19 protein-coding genes are annotated in these 20,423 nt (G+C 63.6%); 12 read left to right on the top strand and 7 right to left on the bottom strand.

Annotated elements, in window-relative coordinates; genetic code table 11:
* Genes trbE through trbB form a run of 4 tightly spaced genes read right to left on the bottom strand, consistent with a single transcriptional unit; the run spans position 1 to position 4,058 of the window.
* Entirely contained in the window at positions 1-2,454 is a 2,454-nt protein-coding gene (trbE, locus tag AAC979_RS00255; protein ID WP_371344781.1) for a conjugal transfer protein TrbE, read from the bottom strand.
* A 13-nt stretch (positions 2,455-2,467) separates the two neighbouring features.
* Entirely contained in the window at positions 2,468-2,749 is a 282-nt protein-coding gene (locus AAC979_RS00250) for a VirB3 family type IV secretion system protein (protein WP_012561370.1), read from the bottom strand.
* A complete protein-coding gene (locus AAC979_RS00245) occupies positions 2,749-3,081 on the bottom strand; it encodes a TrbC/VirB2 family protein (RefSeq protein WP_371344780.1) in 333 nt (110 codons plus the stop codon). The genes AAC979_RS00250 and AAC979_RS00245 overlap by 1 nt, the downstream gene beginning before the upstream one ends.
* Complete coding sequence (gene trbB, locus AAC979_RS00240) at positions 3,078-4,058, bottom strand: P-type conjugative transfer ATPase TrbB (RefSeq protein ID WP_371344779.1); 981 nt, start codon at positions 4,056-4,058, stop codon at positions 3,078-3,080. Before trbB ends, AAC979_RS00245 begins: the two co-directional genes overlap by 4 nt.
* Positions 4,059-4,551: 493 nt before the next feature.
* Here trbB and AAC979_RS00235 point away from each other — a divergent pair, with 493 nt between their 5' ends.
* The 7 genes from AAC979_RS00235 (at position 4,552) to AAC979_RS00205 (ending at position 10,635) form a co-directional block, all read left to right on the top strand.
* Complete coding sequence (locus AAC979_RS00235) at positions 4,552-5,565, top strand: alpha/beta fold hydrolase (RefSeq protein WP_371344778.1); 1,014 nt, start codon at positions 4,552-4,554, stop codon at positions 5,563-5,565.
* Between the two features lie 26 nt (positions 5,566-5,591).
* The gene (locus AAC979_RS00230; protein WP_371344777.1) at positions 5,592-6,764 is read left to right on the top strand and encodes an aldo/keto reductase; all 1,173 of its coding nucleotides are present in this window, start codon (positions 5,592-5,594) and stop codon (positions 6,762-6,764) included.
* Positions 6,765-6,861: 97 nt separating this feature from the next.
* Positions 6,862-7,953: an alpha/beta hydrolase gene (locus AAC979_RS00225; protein ID WP_371344776.1), complete on the top strand. Its 1,092-nt coding sequence runs from the start codon at positions 6,862-6,864 to the stop codon at positions 7,951-7,953.
* A gap of 70 nt (positions 7,954-8,023) precedes the next feature.
* Positions 8,024-8,830 (top strand): carboxymuconolactone decarboxylase family protein, encoded by an 807-nt coding sequence (locus AAC979_RS00220; RefSeq protein ID WP_371344775.1) that lies wholly within the window; start codon positions 8,024-8,026, stop codon positions 8,828-8,830.
* Positions 8,831-8,911: 81 nt separating this feature from the next.
* The gene (locus tag AAC979_RS00215) at positions 8,912-9,343 is read left to right on the top strand and encodes a cupin domain-containing protein (protein WP_371348966.1); all 432 of its coding nucleotides are present in this window, start codon (positions 8,912-8,914) and stop codon (positions 9,341-9,343) included.
* A gap of 72 nt (positions 9,344-9,415) precedes the next feature.
* A complete protein-coding gene (locus AAC979_RS00210) occupies positions 9,416-9,904 on the top strand; it encodes a cytochrome P460 family protein (RefSeq protein ID WP_371344774.1) in 489 nt (162 codons plus the stop codon).
* A gap of 17 nt (positions 9,905-9,921) precedes the next feature.
* Positions 9,922-10,635, top strand: a complete 714-nt coding sequence (locus tag AAC979_RS00205) for a DUF4405 domain-containing protein (protein ID WP_371344773.1) — start codon at positions 9,922-9,924, stop codon at positions 10,633-10,635.
* Here AAC979_RS00205 and AAC979_RS00200 read toward each other — a convergent pair.
* A complete protein-coding gene (locus AAC979_RS00200; RefSeq protein ID WP_371344772.1) occupies positions 10,600-11,490 on the bottom strand; it encodes a LysR family transcriptional regulator in 891 nt (296 codons plus the stop codon). The genes AAC979_RS00205 and AAC979_RS00200 overlap by 36 nt on opposite strands.
* 125 nt (positions 11,491-11,615) lie before the next feature.
* On the opposite strand from AAC979_RS00200, the gene AAC979_RS00195 reads away from it, so the two are divergent.
* Positions 11,616-12,805, top strand: a protein-coding gene (locus AAC979_RS00195; protein WP_371344771.1) for an IS3 family transposase whose coding sequence is annotated in 2 segments (ribosomal slippage) — positions 11,616-11,865 and positions 11,865-12,805 — 1,191 coding nt in all. Because the reading frame shifts where the segments join, the coding sequence is not laid out codon by codon here.
* A gap of 26 nt (positions 12,806-12,831) precedes the next feature.
* On the opposite strand, the gene AAC979_RS00190 is transcribed toward AAC979_RS00195, so the two are convergent.
* Positions 12,832-13,203: a DUF2958 domain-containing protein gene (locus tag AAC979_RS00190; RefSeq protein WP_371344770.1), complete on the bottom strand. Its 372-nt coding sequence runs from the start codon at positions 13,201-13,203 to the stop codon at positions 12,832-12,834.
* Positions 13,200-14,168: an ArdC family protein gene (locus AAC979_RS00185; RefSeq protein ID WP_371344769.1), complete on the bottom strand. Its 969-nt coding sequence runs from the start codon at positions 14,166-14,168 to the stop codon at positions 13,200-13,202. Before AAC979_RS00185 ends, AAC979_RS00190 begins: the two co-directional genes overlap by 4 nt.
* A gap of 269 nt (positions 14,169-14,437) precedes the next feature.
* On the opposite strand from AAC979_RS00185, the gene AAC979_RS00180 reads away from it, so the two are divergent.
* Genes AAC979_RS00180 through AAC979_RS00165 form a run of 4 tightly spaced genes read left to right on the top strand, consistent with a single transcriptional unit; the run spans position 14,438 to position 20,346 of the window.
* Positions 14,438-15,031: a DUF6088 family protein gene (locus tag AAC979_RS00180; RefSeq protein ID WP_371348965.1), complete on the top strand. Its 594-nt coding sequence runs from the start codon at positions 14,438-14,440 to the stop codon at positions 15,029-15,031.
* On the top strand, positions 15,024-16,040 hold the full coding sequence (locus AAC979_RS00175) for a nucleotidyl transferase AbiEii/AbiGii toxin family protein (protein ID WP_371344768.1): 1,017 nt from the start codon (positions 15,024-15,026) through the stop codon (positions 16,038-16,040). Before AAC979_RS00180 ends, AAC979_RS00175 begins: the two co-directional genes overlap by 8 nt.
* A gap of 18 nt (positions 16,041-16,058) precedes the next feature.
* On the top strand, positions 16,059-16,841 hold the full coding sequence (locus tag AAC979_RS00170) for a DUF1837 domain-containing protein (RefSeq protein ID WP_371344767.1): 783 nt from the start codon (positions 16,059-16,061) through the stop codon (positions 16,839-16,841).
* The gene (locus tag AAC979_RS00165; protein WP_371344766.1) at positions 16,828-20,346 is read left to right on the top strand and encodes a DEAD/DEAH box helicase; all 3,519 of its coding nucleotides are present in this window, start codon (positions 16,828-16,830) and stop codon (positions 20,344-20,346) included. Before AAC979_RS00170 ends, AAC979_RS00165 begins: the two co-directional genes overlap by 14 nt.
* The last annotated feature ends 77 nt before the right edge of the window (positions 20,347-20,423 follow it).

Genomic DNA, 20,423 nt, shown 5'->3' with positions numbered 1-20,423 from the left:
TCAAGCCTCCTTCTCGGGCTGCTGGGGGATGAGGTTGGTGAGATCGGGGATGAGGTCCGCAGCCCATTCGGCGCCGCGCAGGCGCAGCCAGGCGGCAAGGAAGCCGTCGTGGCCGTGCTCGGCGACGGTGCGGGCGATCAGCGCCTGATCGGTCTTGGAAGAAGCGGCCGCGAGCGCGAGGCCGACTTCGGAAAGGCCCAACTCGAAGAGGCGGTTTCCCCTGCGGCTCTGGCAGTAGTAGTCGCGCTTGGGCGCCGCCCTGGCCAAGATCTCAATCTGTCTGTCATTCAAGCCAAAGCGGCGGTAGATCGCCGTGATCTGCGGTTCGATCGCGCGCTCGTTCGGCAACAGCAGCCGTGTCGGGCAGCTCTCGATGATCGCTGGCGCGATACCGCTGTTGTCGATGTCCGACAGCGACTGCGTGGCGAAGACGACGCTGGCGTTCTTCTTGCGCAGCGTCTTCAGCCATTCGCGGAGCTGGCCAGCGAAGGCGTCGTCGTCGAGCGCCAGCCAGCCCTCATCGATGATGAGCATGGTCGGCGAGCCGTCGAGGCGGTCTCCGATACGATGGAAGAGATAGGACAGGACAGCGGGGGCCGCCCCAGTCCCGACCAAGCCCTCGATCTCGAAGGCCTGCACCGAGGCCGAGCCGAGATGCTCGGATTCGGCGTCCAGCAATCGGCCGTAGGGACCGCCGACGCAGTAGGGTCGCAGCGCCTGCTTCAGGTCGTTGGACTGCAAAAGGACCGTGAGGCCGGTGATCGTCCGCTCCTCGATAGGAGCCGAGGCGAGCGAGGTCAGCGCCGACCAGATGTGCTCCTTGACGTCGGGTGTGATCGGGACACCCTCGCGGGTCAGGATGGAGACAAGCCAGTCGGCAGCCCAAGCGCGTTCGGGCGTGTCGTGAACGCGGGAAAGCGGCTGCAGCGAGACCGAGGAGTCGAGGCCTTCGGACAGGTTGCCGCCCAGATCGTGCCAGTCACCGCCCATCGCGAGGGCGGCGGTCCGGATGGAGCCGCCGAAGTCGAAGGCGAAGACCTGGGAGCCAGCGTAGCGGCGGAACTGCAAGGCCATGATAGCCAGCAGGACGGACTTTCCGGCGCCGGTCGGGCCAACGACAAGGGTGTGGCCGACGTCGCCGACATGAAGGGAAAACCGGAACGGGGTCGAGCCTTCGGTCTTGCCGAAGAGCAGTGGGGGCCCTGCAAAGTGCTCGTCCCGTTCCGGCCCCGCCCACACCGCCGAGAGCGGAATGATGTGAGCGAGATTGAGCGTCGATATCGGAGGCTGACGCACATTGGCGTAGACATGGCCCGGCAGTGTGCCGAGCCAGGCATCGACGGCGTTGATGGTTTCGGTCATGCAGGTGAAGTCGCGGCCCTGGATGACCTTCTCCACAAGCCGCAGCTTTTCGCTGGCGAGGCGCGGATCGTCGTCCCAGACGGTGATGGTCGCGGTCACATAGGTCTGACCGGCGAAGTCGGCGCCCAACTCCTGCAAGGCCAGATCGGCATCTGCCGCCTTGTTGGCGGCATCGGTATCAACGAGCGCGGAGGCTTCGTTGGTCATCACTTCCTTGAGGATCGCCGCGATCGACTTGCGCTTAGCGAACCACTGCCGGCGGATCTTGGTCAGCAGCTTGGTGGCGTCGGTCTTGTCGAGCAGGATCGCGCGGGTCGACCAGCGATAAGGAAAGGCGAGCCGATTGAGATCATCGAGAATGCCGGGCGTGGTCGCGGTCGGAAATCCCACGATGGTCAGGACGCGCAGGTGAGACACGCCGAGGCGTGGTTCGAGCCCGCCGGTCAGGGATTGATCGGCGAGCAGCGCGTCGAGGTAGATCGGGGTTTCGGGGACACGGACGCGATGGCGCTTCGTCGAGACCGTTGAATGCAGGTAGGTCAGCGTCTCCGCACTATCGAGCCACGCGCACTCGGGCATAAAGCCGTCAAGCAGCCCCACGACGCGATCGGTGCGGTCCATGAAAGTCTTGAGGACTTCATGCGGATCGACGCCGCTGTGCTCGCGCCCCTCGTAAAGCCATGCTTCGGTACGTGCTGCGTCCTCGGCCGGTGGCAGATATGCGATGGTCAGGAAGTAGCCCGATACGAAATGGCTGCCCGCTTCTTCGAAATCGGCCTTGCGTTCAGCGTCGAGGAGCGCGGACGCCGCGTCCGGAAAGAAATCCGATGGATAGTGGGAGGCCTCGTAGCGTTGCGCCTCCACGAAGATCGCCCAGCCGGAACCAAGGCGACGAAAGGCGTTGTTGAGGCGGCCGGCGACGGCCACCAGCTCGGCGGCGACGGCGGAATCGAGATCAGGTCCGCGGAAGCGTGCGGTGCGTTGGAACGAACCGTCCTTGTTGAGGACGACGCCCTCTTCGACGAGGGCCACCCAGGGCAGATAGTCGGCAAGGCGTGTGCCGGTGCGGCGGTATTCGGCGAGGTTCATCATGGCGATGACTCCGTCAGACGGACAGATGACCGGGGATGCGCAGGTGCCTGCGTCCCACCTCGACGAAGAGCGGGTCGCGCTTGGCCGCCCAGACCGCCGCGAAGTGGCCGATCGCCCAGATGGCGAGGCCGACAAGCCAGAGGCGCAAGCCGAGGCCTACAGCCCCGGCCAGCGTGCCGTTCATGATCGCGATCGAACGCGGAGCGCCGCCGAGCATGATGTGCTCAGTCAGCGCCCTGTGGACCGGAACCGTGAAGCCCGGCACCTCGGCGAGCTGTTCGAGGCCAGCGGTCATCAGATCACCGCCCCGCCGCCGAACGAGAAGAAGGACAGGAAGAAGCTCGACGCCGCGAACGCGATCGACAGGCCGAAGACGATCTGGATCAGGCGGCGGAATCCGCCGGAGGTGTCGCCGAATGCCAGCGTCAAACCGGTGACGATGATGATGATCACAGCGATGATCTTCGCCACCGGCCCCTCGATCGATTGGAGGATGGATTGCAGCGGCGCTTCCCACGGCATCGAGGAGCCGGAGGCGTGAGCGGCCTGGGTGAAAAGCACGCTGATGGAAACAGCGGCAGCGGCGGTCGCCATCGTGTGGCAGCCGCGCGCGAGGGTGCGGATCATGTGTTGTCTCCTATGGTTGAGGCGGCGGGGGCGATGCGGTAGTCGCCGTCGGGGCCGAGGCCTTCGACACGGGCGAGTTCGGCGAGCCGGCGCGCGGAACCGCGGCCGGAGAGGACGGCGACAAGGTCGATCGTCTCGGCGATCAGAGCGCGTGGGACGGTGACGACGGCTTCCTGAATGAGCTGCTCTAGGCGGCGCAGCGCGCCGATGCCCGTGCCGGCATGAATGGTGCCGATGCCGCCGGGGTGGCCGGTGCCCCAGGCCTTGAGGAGATCGAGGGCCTCGGACCCGCGCACCTCGCCGATCGGGATGCGGTCGGGGCGCAGGCGCAGGCTGGATCGGACCAGGTCGGAAAGCGTGGCGACGCCATCCTTCGTCCGCATCGCGACAAGGTTGGGCGCGGCGCATTGCAGCTCGCGCGTGTCCTCAATGATGACGACGCGATCCGCGCCCTTGGCCACTTCGGCGAGCAGCGCGTTGGTCAGCGTGGTCTTGCCGGTGCTGGTGCCGCCCGCGACGAGGATGTTGGCGCGGGATACGACGGCCTCCCGCAGCGTCACGGCCTGGCCGGCGGTCATGATGCCCGCCCCTACGTAGTCCTCCAGGGTGAACACCGCGACGGCCGGCTTGCGGATGGCGAAGGCTGGCCCAGCCACGACGGGCGGCAACAAACCTTCAAACCGCTCCCCTGTTTCCGGCAGCTCGGCCGACACGCGCGGAGCGCGGGGATGAACTTCGACGCCGACATGGTGTGCGACGAGGCGAACGATGCGTTCGCCATCGGCCGGAGTGAGCGTTTCGCCGGTGTCGGCGAGACCTTCGGAGAGGCGATCAACCCAGACGCGGCCGTCCGGGTTCAGCATCACTTCGATGATGGAGGGGTCGTCCAGGAACCGCGTGATGGCGGCGCCGAGGGCTGTTCGCAGCATGCGCGAGCTGCGCGTGCGCCCTTCCGTATTGTCATGTATCGCCGCCATCTTGTCCCCGCTCTGGATGGGAACAATTCAGACGGTCCCCGGACGGGGATGATTAAAAGAGCCCGAAATCGGGCCCCTTCAACAATATTCGGGAGTAGTAGTAGCGTGGCGCGCAAATACAGGAGATCGGCGGGATTGCAGGCGCAATGGCCTCGCCATCTTACCCGCCGCGAGTGAGCCCGATTCGGTCCGGGTTGATCGCGACCGGCAAACTATCGTAGTCGGATGCACAGAATCTGTGGAGCATCATTGAGGAGCCTTCCAGAGGCGTATCGGCCGGACCGGCCACGGTCGTTCTGCGAACCATCCTGCCCGTAATTATTAAGCAGCGCTTAAAGACCCATCCGGATATGGGCCTCTAATCACGGAATGAGTTCTGCTCTATCTTCCTCGACAAAGCAAAATGTCGAGAAGGATAGGCGTCTTGTGTTCACGCAAACGGTTCGTAGCACCAATGTTAGCGGCGGTGGCAATGCTTGCCTCCGCGACCGCAATGGCTGATCCGATGGCAAAATCAGAGCCTCTGGTCATTCAGGAGCAAGGAAGCTTCGCGGTCGGCGGCACCGTTGTGAGGACGCCCGGCACCTACAACAACAACAACCCGACCTCCGAGGGCCAGAGTTTCCACGGGGATCATCTCTACGCCTTCTATCAAATCCCGCAGAACCCCAAGCCGCTGCCCATCGTCATGCTGCATGGCGCGTATCAATCGGGGCGCAGTTGGGAAACCACCCCGGACGGCCGAGAGGGATTTCAGACGATCTTCCTGCGTCGTGGCTTCCCCGTCTATGTCGTCGATCAGCCAAGGCGGGGGCGGGCTGGCAATAGCACCGTCGCCATGACGGTCGAGCCGACGCCGTTTGATCAGCTCTTCTTCGATCAATTCCGGATCGGCAAGTGGCCGAACTACTTCGACAACGTCCAGTTCGACCGGAAGCCGGAGACGCTTGACCAATTCCTCCGTTCGGTCACGCCGAATACCGGCGCTTACGATGCCGGCGTGATCTCGGACGCCATGGCGGCGCTGTTCGACAAGACCGGCCCCGGTATCCTGTTCTCGCATTCGCAGGCTGGCGGACCCGGCTGGCTGACGGCGATCAAGAGCCAGAATGTCAGGGGGATCGTAGCCCTCGAACCAGGCAGCGGGTTCATCTTCCCCGAAGGCGAACTGCCTGCGGCGATGCCAAGCGCTGCCGGCACGCTGACGCCGGAGGCGGTGCCGCTGGCGGATTTCGAGAAGCTCACCCGCATCCCGATCATCATTTACTACGGCGACAATTTCCCGACCGAGCCGACCGCAGAGCGCGGCCAGGACAATTGGCGAGTGCGGCTGGCGATGGCCAGGCTGTGGGTGGACGCCATCAACAAGCACGGCGGCGACGCCCAGCTCGTGCATCTGCCGGAGATCGGTATCCGTGGCGGCACGCACTTCCTGATGTCTGACCTGAACAATGTGGAGATCGCGGATCAGGTGTCGAAGTTTTTGGCTGAGAAGAAACTGGACTGACGAAGCAACATGCGAAGGAGCGCAACATGACGACAGATCGTGCCGGCCATATGCATCGCCGCCAGCTTCTGGCCGCCGCCGCCACACTGGCTATCGGTTCGTGGCTGCCGCCTGCTCATGCTCAGACGCCCAACGCTCCGGGTGCTGCGGCAAACAATCCCTCGGCCGCGACGAGGCGACGCCTCGGGCCCTTGGAGGTCTATCCCATCGGCCTGGGGGTTCAGTGGCATCCCAGTGGCCCGCAAGGGGTCGTCGACCTGTACTCGAGCCGCACCACCCGACAAGACGGCGTCGCGCTCATTCGCCGTGCGGTGGATCTGGGTGTCACGCTGTTCGACACCGCAGAGGTCTATGGTCCTCTCATGTCGGAGGAACTGCTGGGCGAAGCGCTGCAAGGCAGCCTGCGCAATCGCGCCGTGGTGTCCACCAAGTTCGGCTTCGATGTCGATCCCACGACAGGTGAGCGACGCGGTGGCCTGAACAGTCGCCCCGATCATATCCGGCAGGTTGTCGAGGCCCAGTTGCGGCGTCTGCGCACCGACCGCATCGACCTGCTGTATCAGCATCGCGTCGATCCTCAGGTGCCGATCGAGGACGTGGCCGGCACGCTCAAGGATCTGATTAAGCAAGGCAAGGTGCTTCATTATGGCTTGTCCGAGCCGGGCTTGCAGACGGTCCGTCGTGCCCATCGGGAGCACCCTGTCGCGGTGATCCAGAACGAATACTCGATGCTGTATCGCGGCCCCGAAGCCCAGGTCTTGCCGCTGTGCGAGGAGTTGGGAATCGGCTTCGTGCCATGGAGCCCGCTCGGCATGGGTTTCCTCGCTGGCAGGATCGACGCCGCGAGCCGGTTCGAAAAGCAGGACTTCCGCGCCAGTGTTCCGCGCTTCGCACCCGATGCGTTGCCAGCCAACATGGCACTCGTGGAACTGGTCAGGACCTGGGCGGCGCGCAAGAACGCCACGCCGGCTCAGCTTTCACTGGCGTGGCTGACGGCACAGAGGCCCTGGATCGTGCCCATACCCGGCACCACCAACGCAGCCCATCTGGAAGAGAACGTCGCCGCGGCTTCGATTTCCTTCAGCCCCGCCGAGTTGGCGGAGTTGAACGCAGCACTCGGGGGCATTTCCATCCGAGGCGCTCGCCTTTCGGATGCCGTTCTGTCGGCAACGGGCGTGGAAGCACCGCCGAAGCAGTGACGCGCGCCAATCGATCTCTGCAACGTCCTGACACCCGTTCGCAGACGGCCGGCACAACGGAGCCTGGCTCCTTCGCATATCAAAGATGGAGTTCGAAATGTCCGACAACGTCGTCAATAGAAGTAGGCGCGAGTTCCTCGGGACAACCGCGCTCGTTCTCTCAAGTGCAATGATAGGAGTTCCAGCGATGGCCAGTGCAACAGAGACCAAGATCAATGGGTTCACCCCCGTCTATCGGGGCGCGATCACGCAAAATGAGCCGGGCAAAGTCAACGTCCACCCGGTCACGTACAAGCTCCATGGCCTGGACATCGCCGCCAATGTCTACACCCCGGCGAACTACGATCCGCAGAAGAAGTATCCCGCGATTGTCGTGGCGCACCCGAATGGCGGCGTGAAGGAACAGACCGCGGGTCTCTATTCCCAGCATCTGGCGGAACAGGGCTTTATCACGATCGCAATGGATGCCTCGTATCAGGGGGCGAGCGGGGGCGAGCCGCGCAGTGTGGACAAGCCTCAATTCCGCATCGAGGACATCCACGGCGCGGCGGACTTCATTACGCAATATCCCGGCGTCGATACTGCGCGTCTGGGCCTGTTCGGCATTTGCGGCGGCGGCGGATACTCGCTGGCGGCGGCGAAGTCTGACAAGCGCTTCAAGTCGATCGCGACGCTCAGCATGTTCAATTCAGGGCGCGTTCGTCGGAACGGCTTTGAGGATTCGCAGCTCGGTACGATTCAGGAGCGCTTGCGGCAGGCGTCCGCCGCGCGCGCCCAAGAAGTCGCCGGGGGGACGATTCTCTATTCCGGCGATGCCGACATGACGGATGCGCAGATCGCTGCGCTGCCGTTTGAGATGTATCGGGAGGGATACGAATATTATTGGCGCACGCACGCGCACGAAGGCTCGACGTTCAAATATACGACGAGCAGCTTGCTCGACCTGATGCGCTGGGACGCCACTGACGAGATCGCGCTGATCGACCAGCCGCTGCTGATGATCGCCGGCAGCAAGGCCGACAGCCTTTACATGACCGAGGACGCCTTCTCCAAGGCCACGGGAACGACGGACAAGGAACTGTTCAAGATCGAGGGCGCAAGCCACATCCGGACCTATTGGGTTCCCGAATATGTCGAAGCGGCGATGGGCAAGCTCGCGCCGTTCTTCTCTCGGACCCTCGTTTCCTGACCACTCGCACAGGGCGCTCAGGTTTCGTCCTGGGTGCCATGCCTTTTCCGCCACGTCGAGGAGTCACGCATTGAAAAAGCTCACCAGAAACCTGTTCGTTGCTGCAAGCCTCGTCCTTGCCGGAGGAGTTTCCACCATGGCCAACGCTCAAAGCGAGACCCCCGCCGCGTCCGAAGCGGCTCCGGACCAGTCGCGTGCGCGCCCATCAGGCCCGCTTCAGCAAAAACTTGTTCCTGGGATGGCTAGGTACACCGACGAGGTGCTCTTTGGCGAGATATGGCCCGGCGAGGGCCTTTCGCCGCGTGACCGCAGTCTGGCCGTTATCTCGGTCCTGATCGCGACCAACAAGCCGGCGCAGCTTCGAGGCCATCTCGGTCGCGCGTTGAACAATGGCGTCACGCCCATGGAAGCATCGGGCGTTCTTACCCACCTTGCCATCTACTCGGGCTGGCCGAACGCGGTCTCGGCGCTCGAAGTGTATGATGGGGTCTATACTGAACGGAATATCGACTTCGCTGCACTTCAAGCCGAGCTTCAACGGCTTTCTCCTGCCTCTTCGGATGCCCAGGCGGCAGAGGCAGTAACCGCTCAATTCGGAGCTGTGGCGCCGAAGTTCGCCGATCTTACCAATCGGGTTGTTTTCGGCGACCTTTGGACCAGGTCCGACCTCAGCGTCCGTGACCGTAGCCTTGTCACAATCGCCGCCCTTACCGCCACGGGCGACATCGACCTGCTGGAGCCGTATCTGCGCCGCGGCGTGCAAGCCGGGCTCACCCGCGATGAGATCGCGGAGGCCCTGACGCACATCGCCTTCTATGCGGGCTGGGGGAAGGCCACCAGGGCTCTGACAGTCGTAACCCAGACCTTGGGCGGCTGACCGATCTCAGCCTTCAGAAACCACGCCAGCCCGAAAGGACCAGAGATCGTGACGAAAACCCTTGCCGGAGTTGCACTGCTTATGACCCTTGCCACGACAGCCTATGCAGATACCGAAGTCGTCGTCACCCGCGCTGGTTCACAGCCCTCCTCCACGGGGGCGGCCGAGAACTTCACCGGCGCAGTCCGGGTTGACGACCGCTTCAAGGGAAGCGGCGAGGCTCGGATCAGCGGTGCGACCGTCACCTTCGAACCGGGCGCGCGCACGGCTTGGCACACGCATCCGCTGGGCCAAACGCTCATCGTGACGGCGGGTGTGGGTCGCGTTCAGCATTGGGGCGGCCCGGTACAGGAGATCCGACCTGGCGATACCGTCTGGATTCCGCCCGGCGTGAAGCACTGGCATGGCGCGAGCCCTACTGTCGGCATGAGCCATATCGCCTTCTCCGAAGCGCTGGACGGCAAGACCGTCGACTGGATGGAGCAGGTGTCCGACGAGCAGTACGGACGCTGATCTCGACGCGAACCGAAACACACGTCAGGGCGCTCGCCTCGCGGCCTGCCGAACCCAACCGAAAAAGCGAGCATGTCCTTGAAGCGAATTGCAACGACCCTTGCGTTAAGTGCCTTGGCCGCCTTCACCGTCTCCCTGATCGGATGGCAGGTGCGGGCCGAAACGAACCGCGTCCAGTTTCCCAATCTCGAGGAGATGGTTCACTACACGACCGTTAGGCGCGGCAATGTGATGGAGCACATCATGACCACGCCTGCGGCCATGGAGGCAGTCAAGAACGGGCAACCGATCCCGGCAGGCACCCATTTCGTGTTGGTCGACCATCGCGACGGCGAACTCTATCGCTACTTCGTCATGCAGAAGGGCGAGAATTGGGGCGCTGACTATGACGCAAGCCGTCGAACCGCCGATTGGCAATTCCAATGGTTCTGGCCGGACAAGTCGATCAACATGAGTGAGAACACGGCGCGCTGTCAGTCGTGCCATCGCAGCCAGCAGGGCAGCGACTTCTTGTTCACGGCCTATCGCATTCCCCGCTTCAGCGGCACGCCGGTCGAGTGAGTGGGGAGGTCTGACGTTTGAGCCCGATTTTCCTGTCTCGGCTGGTGTTCGACCTCATCGCAGCCGGTCTCTTGCTGTTCGGCTTTTCCTATTGGTGGCTCGGCAACGTCGCTCATGAGGTGGCGGGGACCGCTATGTTCCTGCTCCTCATCATGCACAACGTCTTCAATCGGCGATGGTACGGCACGATCGCAAAAGGCGCCCGCGAGCCGCGCAGCCTGTTCAACATCGTGGTGACGTTCCTGCTGATGCTGGCGATGCTGGCGCTTCTCGTCACCAGTGTGCTCATTTCGAATGCGCTGTCGGGGGTCATGTCCCCCTATGCCGGCTTCACCGTCCGGCAGATTCATACGCTCGCGGCCTACTGGGTGCTGGTGATCGTTTCCGTCCATCTCGGCCTACGCTGGCCCATGATCATGGGCGTGGCGCGCAAGCTAATGGGGATCACACAGCCCAACGCCCTGAGGACGCTCGTGCTCCGCGCCGTCACGGTCGCCATCGCGATACATGGCGTATGGAGTTCGTTCGAGCTGGCGATCGGCACGAAGCTGTCCATGCAGATGACGCTTGACTGGTGGAACTTCGAAGAATCCGTCGCGGGCTTTTTCATCCACTGTCTTGCGATTGCTGGGCTCTATATGTGCCTGACCTACTACGCGATGAAGTGGCTGCAAGCGCGGAAGCGCAGACCCAGATCAGCCGCCGCGGTAGCGGAGAATGTCCACCAGTAGGGCCAGCGCCGGCGACTGTTGCCGTCTGCTCGGATAGTAAAGGTGATAGCCGGGAAAATAGGGACACCAATCTTCCAGAACCCGCACCAGCCGACCTTTGGCAATATGCGGGAGCGCTTGATCTTCAGGCATATAGGCAACACCGAGGCCGTCCAGCGCCGAGGAGAGGCGCATGCTCAGACTGTTGAAGACGAGCTGTCCTTCGCCCCGAACCTTGACCTCCCGCCCTTCTTTCGTGAGGCCCCAGGAGAACACCCCGCCATAGGTCGGCAGACGGATGTTGATACATTTGTGCGCGGTGAGATCCTGAGGCGTTTCCGGGCGGGGGTGTCGCTTGAAATAGTTTGGCGAGGCGACAACCGCCATGCGCATTTCGGGTCCGATGGGCACGGCGATCATGTCTTTGGCGACCTGCTCACCCATGCGAACGCCTGCGTCATAACCCTCAGCAACGATGTCCGTCAGGCCATAGTCGATGATGATTTCGACGTTGATATCGGGATGATCTGGAAGAAACCGCTTGAGAGCGGGTTGCAGCACGGAGATAGCGGGATGCTCCCCAGCCGTGATCCTGACGGTTCCGGCGGGTTTGTCGCGCAACTCGCTCAATGCGGCGAGTTCGGCTGCGATCTCGTCGAAGTGCGGCGTGATCGTCCGCAAGAGGCGTTCGCCGGCTTCGGTCGGCGCGACGCTGCGCGTGGTGCGGGTCAGAAGCCTTATCCCCAGCCGCTCCTCGAGATTGCGGACGGTTTGGCTCAGTGCCGATGGCGACACGCGTAGCTTCGCGGCGGCGCGCGTAAAGCTCCGTTCACGGGCGACGGCCCCGAATGCGGCAAGGTCGTTGAGATTTTCCATTTCGATTTGTTAGCCCATCTGAAAAGCTCATACGAATTATAGCATCTTATCGCATGCTTCGTGACGTTGCCCCTCATCTCTAATCCAGTTTGAAGTTCGTTCTGGCCCATTGAGAGGACCAGGACATGAGGCGCAGCCGCTTCACGGAAGAGCAGATCATCGGCATCCTGAAGGAGCACGAGGCCGGGGTGCCGGTCTCGGACCTGTGTCGCAAGCACGGGGTCAGCGACGCCAGCATCTACAAATGGAAGGCCCGTTTCGGCGGGATGGACGTGTCGGAGGCCAAACGGCTGCGAGCGCTCGAGGACGAGAACGCCAAGCTGAAGCGCATGCTCGCCGACGCCATGCTGGATAACGTCGCGCTGAAGGATCTCCTGGGAAAGAAGTGGTGACGTCCGCTGCCAGGCGCAGAGCTGTCTCCCACCTCATGGAAGCCCATGGGATGAGCGAACGGCGGGCGTGTAAAGCCACCGGCTTCTGCCGCATGACCATGAGATACAGAGCCACGCGCGGGAATGACGCCTCGCTGCGTGAGCGCATGAAGGCCATCGCCCAGGAGCGACGGCGGTTCGGGTACCGGCGTCTCCACGTCCTGCTCAGGCGGGAGGGCTTCCGGGTCAACCACAAGCGGCTGTTCCGGCTCTACCGTGAGGAACGGCTGATGGTCCGCCGGCGAGGCGGTCGCAAGCGGGCGATCGGGACACGGGCGCCGATGATGATCCCGATGCGACCGAACGAGCGCTGGTCGCTCGACTTCGTTGCCGACCAGATGACCGATGGCCGGCGCTTCCGGATGCTGGCCATCGTGGACGACTGTACCCGCGAATGCCTGGCACTGGTGGCGGACACGTCGCTGTCCGGGGTCCGGGTCGCTCGCGAACTCGATCGGCTGCTGGCAGAGCGCGGCCGGCCGAAGATGATCGTCAGTGACAATGGCAGCGAGTTCACCTCCAATGCCATTCTGGGCTGGGCCGACACAGCTCGGGTCGAGTGGCACTACATCGCGCCGGGTAAGCCGATGCAGAACGGCTTCATCGAGAGCTTCAACGGGCGCCTTCGGGACGAGCTGTTGAACGAGACGCTGTTCTCCAGCCTGTCTCACGCCAGAGCCGCTCTCGCCCGGTGGCAGCTCGACTATAACACCGCCCGGCCGCACTCGAAGCTCGGATGGCAGACGCCAACGGCCTTCGCCTCAACATTCCATCCGCGGCGGGATCAGACGCTCCGCATCATGAACGGCTCCGCGTCTGCCCCCGCCGCTCCCCACGCCCGAGAGGGCAAATCCAACCGCCAGAACGAACTCACAGTTGGATAGAAGTTGGGGGCAACGTCAATGCGCGATCAATGATCGCCTGGTCGGGATCGGGTGACCTTATAGAGAATGCGCTCTGCGGCGCGGATGCCTCCAGCCTGCCGCGCGGCTTCCGCCCATACGGAGATCGGGAAATCTCCGGTGAAGAGGATGTCTCGTTCGATCCCCATGCCGAATGGCAATCGGAGCGATGTCAATTCTTCCAGCGAAAAGGAGCCAAGCTCGGGATGACCGAGATCGGCCAAGCCGAAGAGTGTGTCGCCGTCCTCCTCCAGTTCGGTGGCGAGCCAGACACCTTCGCCCAGAGGGTTGAAGAATTTCACGACCGGCAGATGGTCGGCATCGCGCTGACGGCCATTGGCGAGAAGCTGCTCACGCAGTTCGTCGGTCAGAAGGATCATGCCGCCCTCCTGTCGCAATCGGGAGTGCTCGCCTCGGGGCGATCTGCGGCGTCCGCTTCAGAAAGATGTGCGAGCAGCCAGTCCGCGGCCTTGCTCGCCTGGCTGGCGGCCCGCACGATGGCGCGATTGTCCTCGCGCAGGACCTCGAGCCAGGAACCGATATAGTCGGCGTGACGGACGGTCGGGACGATGCCGAGCGAGGCGCAGCAGAAGGCGGCGTTCATCTCGGCGACCAGTTCCTCGAACGCATATTTCTTCGTGCCGAAGGAGCCGGAGAAATCGCGGCCGAGGCGAGAGGCATGGCCGGTGGCGTGGCCCAGCTCATGCAGCGCGGTCCGATGCCAATTGATCGGCTCGAAATAGGCCTGGGGCGGCGGCACCTGCACATAGTCGAGGGCGGGGACATAGAAGGCCCGATCGCCGCCGATGCGGAAGTCGATTCCCGTCGCCCGGATCAGCGCCTCGACCCTCGGCTCGATCATGCCCGGCGGCGGGGGCGGCGCTTCGACGGCAAGATCTTCGGGCAGGCCCTCGCACTGCGCCGCATTGAAGACCGTGAAGCGCTTCAGAAATGGAATGGCGGCAGCCTCTTCGCCGGCCTCGCGCGCGCGGCGCTGTTCGTCCTCGGGCACAAAGCGGTCGGCGTAGACGACGGTCGTGCCATGCTCGCCCTTCCGGACGTTCCCGCCGAGCGAGAGCGCCTGGCGAAACGTCAGCCACTGCTGGGAAGGAAAACCGTGCTGGATGACGGCGCCCCAGAGGATCAGGACGTTGATGCCGGAATACTGGCGCGAGGTCGCCGCGTTCCTCGGTATGGCGAGCGGCGCCTTGGCCGCGGCCGTGCCCCAAGGCTGGACCCAGGGAAGCCGGCCATCCTCCAGCTCGGCGATGATCTTGCTGGTGATGTCGTCATAGAGATTGGTGCGGTCGCCGGTACGACGCGCGGCGCGATGCGTTCTGGCCATCGGTATAACTCCGCGACGGGCGCCGGGAGCCTCTCTCCCAGTCCTCAACCCGTCACGGAAAACCCCTCCGCACTCTCGCTCTCGGGGCGTTGCGGGGTGTCCCCGCAGAAGGGGTCGGCCGAGACGTGGCTCGGCCGCAGGGGAAAGCTTTCCCCTCAATCGCTCGATCGTAGCGGCACAGCCAGGTAGGACGGTTGAGTTGCCGTCGAACGGTTGGCCCGCTTGAAAAGTGTCAGAAATCCGCATATATTTCTGACAGGAGAATGATGGTGCAACGTCTGAGCGAACAGATTCTGGCGCATGCAGAGCGGCTTCCGGAGGGAACGCCGCTGGCGGCAAAGAGCCTTCTCCATCTCGGCAGCCGCGCTGGGGTGGACCAGGCTTTGTCGCGTCTTGCGGAGCGCGGGCAGCTGATCCGTGCGGGGCGCGGCGTGTATCTGCGTCCGATCACCAGCCGGTTCGGCGCGCGCGCGCCTTCGGTGGAACAGGCGGTCGAGGCGCTGGCGGTGCAGCGCGGGGAAGTGATCGTTCCGAACGGTGCGGCCGCCGCAAACGCGCTGGGGCTGACGACGCAGGTGCCGGTTCGCTCTGTTTATCTGACGTCGGGCCGGAGCCGCACGATGACATTGGGCAAGCAGCTCGTGGAATTGCGCCATGCGCCACGCTGGCAGCTCACCTTGGCCAATCGTCCCGCAGGCCAAGCGGTTCGCGCCCTGGCCTGGCTCGGGCCGGAGAAAGCGGAATCGGCGCTGAAGGCTCTGAAACGAAAGCTCCCACCGACGGCGTTCGGCGAACTGGTGGCCGCCGCGCCGCAGTTTCCGACCTGGCTTGCCCGAAGCGTCGGCAAGGCGGCCCATGGCTGATCCCTTTCTGTCCCTGTCGGCGGCGGACCGTCGTGACGCGCTGGGCGTGGCTGCCGATCGTTCGGGGCGGCCCGCTCATCTGCTCGAGAAGGACGTTTGGGTCGTCTGGGCCCTTCAAACCGTTTTCGGCTCCGCGCTCGGCGACCATCTCGTTTTCAAGGGCGGGACATCGCTTTCAAAAGCCTACGGCGTCATTCAGCGCTTCTCGGAAGATGTCGATCTGACCTACGACATCCGAGCGTTCGCGCCCGATCTGGTGGGCGGCAATGGCGAGGCCCTGCCGGCAACGCGCAGCGAAGAGAAGCGCTGGTCGAAAGCGGTGCGCCACCGCCTTCCGGAGTGGATTTCGGGCACGGTGCAGCCCCTGCTCATCGACGCCATTGGAGCGCAGGGCGTGTCGGCCGCGACGCGGGTCGAGGGCGAGAAGCTCTTCATCGACTATGAAGCGACCTCAACCGGCTCCGGTTATGTCGCGCCGAGCGTCATGCTGGAATTCGGCGCCCGCTCGACCGGCGAACCGGCCAGCGTGCGTGATGTGGTCTGCGATGCGGCGGGCCTGGTCGAGGGCTTGGCGTTCCCGGCTGCGTCGCCGCGGGTAATGCACGCCGAGCGAACCTTTTGGGAGAAAGCGACCGCAATCCACGTCTTCTGCTTGCAGGAGCGGCTGCGCGGGGAGCGGTTCGCTCGCCATTGGCACGACGTCGTCCGCCTCGATGATGCGGGCATTGCCGCTACGGCGGCGGCAGACCGAGATCTCGCCCAGGCCGTAGCGCGGCACAAAAGCATGTTCTTCGCGGAGAAGGCGGCAGACGGCGCGCCTGTCGACTATGCGGCCGCCGTCAATGGGTTGCTGCAGCTCGTGCCGAGCGGAGAAGCGCGTGCCGCCCTGGCCTCCGACTACGAGCAAATGGTGGAAGACGGATTGCTGCTTGAGGACGCCGAGCCTTTCGAGGTGCTGATCGAGCGATGCACAGACATCGCCGGACGGACGAACCGCGCGGCGAAATAATAGGAACTGGGGGAAAGCGTGGGGCTATACGAGAGGTGGTGTGAAGCCACCAAAGAGAAGGACAAGCGCAAGCACTATTGGACCTATGTCGAGAAGGACGGCGGGCGCGACGAGATCAGCGTTGATCTCGCGAAGACCATCCGCTCGCACTATGACCGGCTTGAGCGCATCGCCGAGGATGTGGAGCGGCTCGGATATAAGATCGCCGCAAAAATTCTGAGCGAGGCGATGCCACAGACGGACAAGGGGCGCTCTGGTGACCTTGGCGAAATCCTGGCGACGGAGCTGGTGGAGGAAGAAATCGGCCTGCGCGTCCCCGTGCGCCGGCTCCGCTACAAGGACGGTCGCAACATGGCCATGCGCGGCGATGACTTCATCGGCGCCGGCTATGGCGGCCAGGACGAGAGGCTTTGGCTCCTGAAGGGGGAAGCCAAAAGCAACAAAAAGCTCGGCAAATCGACCGTGACAAGCGCTCGCAAAGTGCTCGATCGCGACAATGGCCGCTGCACGCCGGACTCGCTGCTGTTCGTCGCCAACCGTCTCCTGGAGAGCAACGATCCCGACGAAAATGCGCTGGGCCGCGACCTCCGCGATGAGGTGGGCGTGAAGTCGCTGCGCGCCGATCGCATCGACCACATGCTTTTCACCGTTTCCGGCAACGGCGCCCATGCGTCGCTGAAGGAAGATCTCGACGCCGCCGGAACCAATCGCGACCACTACGTCGTGAACATCCACGTCGAAGACCATCAGGACTTCATCGCGGCCATGTACGAAGGGGCGCAAGACCTTGGAGACGCCTGATGAGCTGACCGTCTTCCTGGCCACCGCGACCGTCGACGGCATCCTCGGCCGATTGCTCTATCGTGGCGCTGCGTGGTCGCTGATGCGGCAAGCGGGCGTATTGCCGCAGACCGCCCCGCCCTTGGGCGCCACAATCGAAACAGACCTTGCGGAACACGGCTTCGCCTTGCTTCGGGGCGCCATGGCCTTGCGCGCCCAGACCGGCGCGTCAGACTTGACGAACAAGGCTTTCGAACGGGCGGCTAACGCCTTCGAAGCGCTGGTAAGAAACGGTGATCCCGAGGCGTCCGATCGGGGCTTTCGCCGCACCATCGCGGCTGCCGCCTATCACCTGGCCGGCTTCTCAGCCGTCGCCTATTCGCTGTTCAACGAGACGGCTGAAGACCTCAACGCATCGCCCGGCGAAACGGCGATACGCCATCTCATCCTGCGCGATCTCGATCAGTTGCGCGGCTTCGTTCGCGACTGGCTCGGCGATGAGGCCCACGGCGACGAGCAGATGGGCGAAGCGCTGGGCGGCGATGAGCCCGATATCGACGACGTATTGTCGACCATTCTGAATACGACGATTTGCCGGGCTCTGGCATTCTTCGACTTTGCCCTGGAAACAGGCGAAGAGGAGCCGATCGACGCCGCGCGCGATCTGCTGGCCACTGCCGTGAGCCTCGCCGGCAATGCCGGGAACGTCCCGCTATGGTGGATTTCGAATCTCTGCCGCCACCTGATCGACGACCTCTGGCAGCATTCGCTGCACCGGAACCTGCCGACAGAGCCACCCGTTGGAACGGAGGAGAAATATCCGGACCTCCGGCGGCTGTTCATCGGTTCGCTGTACGCCCGCAAAACGTCTGAGGTGGAGCTTTGGCCGTCCCAACGCGAGGCCGCCCGGCGATCTACCGACGTCACTGATGACCTGGTCGTGGCGCTTCCTACCAGTGCAGGGAAGACGCGGGTTGCGGAAATCGCCGCGTTGATGACCTTGTCCTCGGCGCGTCGGGTGTTGATCGTCACGCCGCTACGCGCGTTGTCGGCCCAAACCGAACGCTCCTTCCGCAAGACCTTCGCGCCCCTCGGGTTCAGCGTCTCCTCGCTTTACGGCGCCAGCGGCCTTTCGGCAGGCGACGAGGATGCCCTGCGCACCCGCGAGATCATCATCGCCACACCAGAGAAGCTCGACTTCGCGCTTCGAAGCGACGCTTCCCTGATCGATGATGTCGGGCTGATCGTTCTCGACGAAGGGCATATGATCGGGCCCAGCGAGCGTGAGATCCGCTACGAGACGCTAGTGCAGCGTCTGTTGCGCCGCGCCGACGCGGCCGACCGCCGGATCGTCTGCCTCTCCGCGATCCTGCCGAGCGGCGACGAGTTGGATGACCTCACCGCCTGGATACGCTCCGACGAACCCGGCGAGCCCGTGCGTTCCGACTGGCGCCCCACGCGTCAGAGGTTCGGCGCCCTAACTTGGCGCGGCAAGGATGCGCTCCTGCGGCTTGACCTCGACGATGGCGGTCCCTTCCTCGACAAGTTCGTCGAGGAGAAGCCGGCAAGAGGCCGGGAGAAGAATCCGTATCCTCGGAAGAACTCACACCTCGCCCTCTTTGCGGCGTGGGAATTCGCAGGTCAGGGGAAGCGCACCCTTATTTTCTCCACCCAGGCCAACTGGGTCGAGAGCTATGGCAAGCAGGTCGTTGACCTGTGTAAGCGCGGCTATCTCGACTCCCTGCTGGAGGACGAGGCGCCGATCGCGCGCGCGCTGGAAGTCGGCAAGGAGTGGCTGGGCGAAAACCACCCGGCCGTTGCCAGCCTCAAGGCCGGCGTCGCCATTCACCACGGACGTCTGCCGAGTCCATTCCTGCGCGAGTTGGAAGTCCTTCTGTCCGAGGGCGTAGTGAAAGTGATCGTCGCCTCGCCGACGCTCTCCCAAGGGCTCAACCTCAACGCCGCTGTCCTGCTCGTGCCCGCGCTCTATCGTGCCGGCGAGAAGATCAAGGGCGAGGAGTTCGCAAACGTCGCAGGCCGGGCCGGGCGTGCCTTCGTCGATGTCGAGGGCCTGATCGTCCATGTCATGTTCGACAAGACCGATTGGCGAAAGAAGGAGTGGAGGAAGCTGGTTGCCTCCGCCAAGGCCCGCACGTTGAAAAGCGGCCTCATCCAGATCGTCGCCGAGATCCTCGAGCGCCTGTCGCGAGAGGGTGTGCTCGATCGCGATGACGCCTGGGAGTATCTCGCCAATTCCCGGGAGGCGTGGCGATCGCCCGACGAGGAGGCCGAAGTGGCTGAACGCCTTGCCGCCGCCGTGGAATACGACGCCGACGGCGACGAGAACGATGACGAGGACGAGAGCGAGGCTGACGAAGAGGAAACGATCGACGAAGAGCCGTTGTCGCAGATTGTCGAGCGCCTCGATGCGACCGTGTTCGGCCTGATCGAAGCGCTGGATGCGGATCGCGCCGATCTCCCGAAGTTGCTGGACGAGGCCCTCAAGGGATCACTCTGGGCTCGTCAGATTGCGCGCGAGGAAGAGGACGTCGCACCCCTGCACAAGAAGGTCTTCGAAGCACGCGCCGACCTTATTTGGAAGACCACGACCGAGCAGGCGCGCCGCGGTCATTTCGCAATGGGCGTTGGGCTCGAAGCGGGGCTCTCCATCGACGCGATGGCCGACGTGCTGGCCGAGCTGGTCGACCGGGCCGATGGCGCTGCCCTGAGCGGCGACGTCGACGAACTCGCCGACGCTCTCGGCGGTCTGGGCGAACGTCTGCTGTTCATGCGCCCCTTCATCCCCGACAAGAAGAACGCGCTGCCAGCCAATTGGAAAGCCATCCTGCGCGCCTGGATTTCCGGGGAGGAAGTCTCCAAGATCGGGCCACAGAATATGCGGGCGGTCGAAGAGGCCTTCACTTATCGCCTGGTTTGGGCGCTCGAAGCCATTCGCACCCGGCGAATGTCTCTCGGCTGGTCGCCGGAGACGGTGGCGGGCGGCGCGGCGGCAGTAGTCGAAACGGGCGTACCGCAATTCATGATGGCGATGCTAATTCGCGCCGGTCTACCTTCGAGGACAGCAGCCATGGCCTCCATCAACGAAACCAAGCCAATGTTTGTGACTCCGGCGGAAATGCGCGCATGGCTTGAATCCGATGAAATCACAGCCTTCACGGATTTGGGCGATTGGCCAACGCCCGAAACGGCGGCATTGTGGGCCCGTTTCAGGACTGAGGCGCTCAGTGGTGGGATTCAGAAATGGTCAATCTATCGCAACCGACGTTTGCTCGATGTTCCCGTTGAATCAGCACCTCGCGCAGGGCTTTACCGAATTATCACTGATGAAGGAGATGGGAGGACTTGGCTAGCGACGCCCGACTATCAGCGGCTCGCTGCGTTTAGGAAGCATGCTGTTGATCCGAAGCCTAGCTTGCTTTCAGGTAGGCTTCCAGAGGGCGTCAATCTTGTCGACGTCTTGCGCGTTGGCCGGGGTAAAATGCGATGGCCACCCGCGAATGCTTGAGGTGGTGAATTGCTCTGGTGCAAACAGGCAAGAGAAAAATGCGGGATCTGTGGGTCAGTAGCCAAAGAAACGCCCGC

The sequence above is a fragment of the Ancylobacter sp. IITR112 genome (assembly GCF_041415945.1).
In the GTDB taxonomy this organism is placed as follows: Bacteria; Pseudomonadota; Alphaproteobacteria; order Rhizobiales; family Xanthobacteraceae; genus Ancylobacter.
Note: the sequence above shows the minus strand (reverse complement) of the source record. Positions and strands in the feature narration are given on the sequence as shown.